General features: G+C 66.4%; 8 protein-coding genes. 5 read left to right on the top strand and 3 right to left on the bottom strand.

Annotation, left to right across the window (positions count from 1 at the left end):
- Together B3D50_RS14780 and B3D50_RS14775 are read right to left on the bottom strand one after the other, a co-directional pair.
- The coding region (locus B3D50_RS14780; RefSeq protein ID WP_286952355.1) for a hypothetical protein at positions 1 to 191 on the bottom strand (191 nt) is incomplete at its 3' end.
- Positions 188 to 442 carry a hypothetical protein gene (locus B3D50_RS14775; RefSeq protein WP_286952353.1) on the bottom strand — a complete coding sequence of 85 codons (255 nt, stop codon included), beginning with the start codon at positions 440 to 442 and terminating at the stop codon, positions 188 to 190. The genes B3D50_RS14780 and B3D50_RS14775, both read right to left, overlap by 4 nt.
- Before the next feature lie 179 nt (positions 443 to 621).
- Between B3D50_RS14775 and B3D50_RS14770 the strand changes: the two genes are divergently transcribed.
- Positions 622 to 873, top strand: coding sequence for a hypothetical protein (locus tag B3D50_RS14770; RefSeq protein WP_286952351.1), 252 nt, complete (start codon positions 622 to 624; stop codon positions 871 to 873).
- Positions 874 to 875: 2 nt separating this feature from the next.
- On the opposite strand, the gene B3D50_RS14765 is transcribed toward B3D50_RS14770, so the two are convergent.
- Positions 876 to 1259: a helix-turn-helix domain-containing protein gene (locus B3D50_RS14765; RefSeq protein WP_286952349.1), complete on the bottom strand. Its 384-nt coding sequence runs from the start codon at positions 1257 to 1259 to the stop codon at positions 876 to 878.
- 93 nt (positions 1260 to 1352) lie between these two features.
- Between B3D50_RS14765 and B3D50_RS14760 the strand changes: the two genes are divergently transcribed.
- From B3D50_RS14760 to B3D50_RS14745, 4 genes are read left to right on the top strand one after another with little or no spacing between them, the layout of a single operon-like run.
- Positions 1353 to 1607: a helix-turn-helix domain-containing protein gene (locus tag B3D50_RS14760; RefSeq protein WP_286952347.1), complete on the top strand. Its 255-nt coding sequence runs from the start codon at positions 1353 to 1355 to the stop codon at positions 1605 to 1607.
- Positions 1607 to 1885, top strand: coding sequence for a hypothetical protein (locus B3D50_RS14755; protein ID WP_286952345.1), 279 nt, complete (start codon positions 1607 to 1609; stop codon positions 1883 to 1885). Before B3D50_RS14760 ends, B3D50_RS14755 begins: the two co-directional genes overlap by 1 nt.
- A gap of 60 nt (positions 1886 to 1945) precedes the next feature.
- The gene (locus tag B3D50_RS14750) at positions 1946 to 2389 is read left to right on the top strand and encodes a hypothetical protein (protein WP_286952343.1); all 444 of its coding nucleotides are present in this window, start codon (positions 1946 to 1948) and stop codon (positions 2387 to 2389) included.
- Complete coding sequence (locus B3D50_RS14745) at positions 2386 to 2616, top strand: hypothetical protein (RefSeq protein WP_286952341.1); 231 nt, start codon at positions 2386 to 2388, stop codon at positions 2614 to 2616. Before B3D50_RS14750 ends, B3D50_RS14745 begins: the two co-directional genes overlap by 4 nt.
- Positions 2617 to 2626 lie beyond the last annotated feature (10 nt).

Here is a 2626-nt window from a genome sequence, read left to right as displayed (position 1 = left end):
CCCGACAAGGCCGCGGCCAGGCGCTGGGCGAAGCGGTCGCGGTCTTCGACGTAGGGCGACAGGTAGATCAGCGGCACGCCGGGGGCGCCCGGCTCGCGCGATCCGTCGATGCGGACGGTGGTCTCGCCGAAGAGGTCGATGTCGCGCCCGGCCGTCGGCCGCTCAACGATGGCGTAAAAGCGATGGCTCACAGCAGCACCCACCAGAAGCAGGCGACGATGCCGGCGCAGACGACGGCCTGCAGGGCCATGACCCCAGCATCCCAGTCGAAGCGACGAGCGGCTGCGGCCCTGCGCTGGGCTGCGCGTTCCTCGGCCGCCCGACGGGCGATCAGGTTGCACTCGCGCTCGGCCTTGCGATCGCGCACGGCCTGCCAGTTCGGATGAAAGCCGATCCCCAGCGGATGGGGCGGCGCGTCAAGGTGGGTGTCGTGGAAGGCCATGATGGTTCTCCTCGGGTGTGAGGAAAGGTTTTCACATGCCAAACATAATCGCAAGCAGAAATGTTTGGGATTGCCAAACATTGAACGCTGGTATGCGTCACTATCGGACGCACAACCGTTAACGGCGCTGGACTCTCGGTAACTGGCGTGGCGAGTCGCTCGGATCGAGGAGGGATGCGATGGCTTGGCGCCTACACTACTTCGCTAAAGCCCTGACGGTCGTTGACGGCCGCCTGCAGGGGGGCGAGCCCATGCCGTTCCTGACTGCCCAGGACGCAGAAGAAGGTGCCGCTTTGCTCGCGCGGATGGCCATCGCCGCAGTCGCTTATCAGCAGCTCGGCGACATGGATCACGACATGTGGGACGAGCCTGAACTGCTCGCCGTATTTGGCGAGGTCACGGCTATAGAAGTCCAGGCGGCGGCGGCCTAATGCTACGCTGAACGGCGCTGAAGCGTCTGTGCCATTTGGATTACCGCATCGCGACTTGCTTGGTCGAGATCGCGGAAAATGCTCTCGATCTGGTCAGTTCGCTCGTCCATCTCGAACGGATTCACATCGATGAGGCGGCCGCCTGTGGTCGAGAGGGCTTTTGCCATCTGATCGATAGTGTCCCGATTGAAGCGCGTCGCGGGCCTTCCGCTCCTCGCCGCTCCGGTCTCGATGTCAGAGACGTAGCCTTTAGTGCGGCCCAGTTCATCGGCCAGCTCTTCAAGCGTGAGACCGCGATAATCTCGCCAAGCCGCGAGCCACCAACCGGAGGCGTCACGGTAGGCTTGATAGAGATCGTGTCGAGCTTTGCGGGGGCGAAGAGCCATGCCGAACCTTACCCCGCGCTGATGTGATGGGTCGTTAGGGCGGTGCCGAACGTTTTGCTTGCTAAAACGTTTGGCATGTGAAAACCTTTCGGCATGTCAGAACCTGCTCCACCCGTTTCCGCCCGGCTGGTCGCCGCCCGTAAGGCCCTCGGCCTCTCCCAAACGGAGATGGCCGAGCGAGTGGGTCTGAAGAGCAAGGGCTTCTACAGCCGCGTTGAACAGGGAATCGAAACGCCCAGCATCCGCGTGGCCCTCGCGCTGGAAAGCGAGACCAACGGCGCGGTGAAGGCTCACGACCTCAACCCCCAGGTGGCGCTGGTCCGCGAGCATGACCGGAGGGCCGCCTGATGAGCCGTTCCCTCGTTGAAGGTCTGATCTTGGCCGTGCGGACGGTGGTCCAGCACATCGACAGCTGCGAGCGCCTGCGCCGCGAGGGGGCGGACGAGTTCAGCCAAGCCCGCGCCCGCCGCGACCTGGCCGAATCCGCCCGCCTCGCAACCGAGACGGCCGAGCTGTCCGAGAAGCTGCACGCCCAAGCGGTCGGTTCGGTTCGCGCCCAGATCGCTCGCCTCGCCGCCGCGGAACATCCCGAACCTCCCGAAGACCCGCCGCCTCAAGCGGCCTGACCCCTTGAACCTATGGCCGGGCGCACTGGCCGTCACCTTGCCCCAACCGGGAACTTCGCAATGTCTGACTTCGACCTCTCCCTCCTGAAAGCGCACTTCGGCCAGCTGGTCGACGCCGTCGGCACCCAAGACGCTGCGGCGGCTTTCCTCGGCGTCAGCCGCCAGCGCGTCGGCCAGCTGATCAGCACCTCGAACAGCGACGCCCCCACCTGGGCGCAGGTCTGGAAGCTGGAAAAGGTGACGGGCCAGTCGCTTGTGTTCGCCGCCTTCGGCCGGATGACGGCGGGCGAGGAGGTCAGCGCAGGCGCGATGACGGCTGCGGTTGAGAGCACGGCCGCCGCGACGCGCGCCCTGCAGACCGTGCACGCCGCCAAGGCTGACGGCCATCTGGACGCGCGGGAGGTCGAGAGCGTCCGCGACGCCGCCCGCGAGAACCTCGAGGCCGCCCAGCGCCAATACGACGAGAGCATGCGGCTCCGGCCCACGCTCCGGGTGGTGGCGTGATGCTGGGCGTGATCCTGTTCCGGCTGCACGCCGCCATGCTGGCGCTGCGCGGGTGCGAAAGCCTGCTGCGCGGCGGCGCCGATCCCTTCGCCACGGTCCACGGGGTGCTCGATGCGCTGGAGCGCAACGCCATCGCCCGCCGCGAGAACCAAGCCATCCACCACATCCGCGAGGCCCGCAGGACGGTGACGCGCGAGGCGCTGAAACCGCTGCCCCCGACCGTCTGACCCCCTTTGC

It is taken from the genome of Brevundimonas sp. UBA7507, assembly GCF_002478355.1.
Taxonomy (GTDB): Bacteria; Pseudomonadota; Alphaproteobacteria; order Caulobacterales; family Caulobacteraceae; genus Brevundimonas; species Brevundimonas diminuta_D.
This window is presented reverse-complemented; position numbering and strand designations above follow the sequence as displayed.

What these genes read in the sequence shown, in the direction of transcription:
- B3D50_RS14775 (WP_286952353.1), bottom strand. Translation starts at nt 442, where the DNA reads ATGGCCTTCCACGACACCCACCTTGACGCGCCGCCCCATCCGCTGGGG.
- B3D50_RS14770 (WP_286952351.1), top strand. Translation starts at nt 622, where the DNA reads ATGGCTTGGCGCCTACACTACTTCGCTAAAGCCCTGACGGTCGTTGAC.
- B3D50_RS14765 (WP_286952349.1), bottom strand. Translation starts at nt 1,259, where the DNA reads ATGGCTCTTCGCCCCCGCAAAGCTCGACACGATCTCTATCAAGCCTAC.
- B3D50_RS14760 (WP_286952347.1), top strand. Translation starts at nt 1,353, where the DNA reads ATGTCAGAACCTGCTCCACCCGTTTCCGCCCGGCTGGTCGCCGCCCGT.
- B3D50_RS14755 (WP_286952345.1), top strand. Translation starts at nt 1,607, where the DNA reads ATGAGCCGTTCCCTCGTTGAAGGTCTGATCTTGGCCGTGCGGACGGTG.
- B3D50_RS14750 (WP_286952343.1), top strand. Translation starts at nt 1,946, where the DNA reads ATGTCTGACTTCGACCTCTCCCTCCTGAAAGCGCACTTCGGCCAGCTG.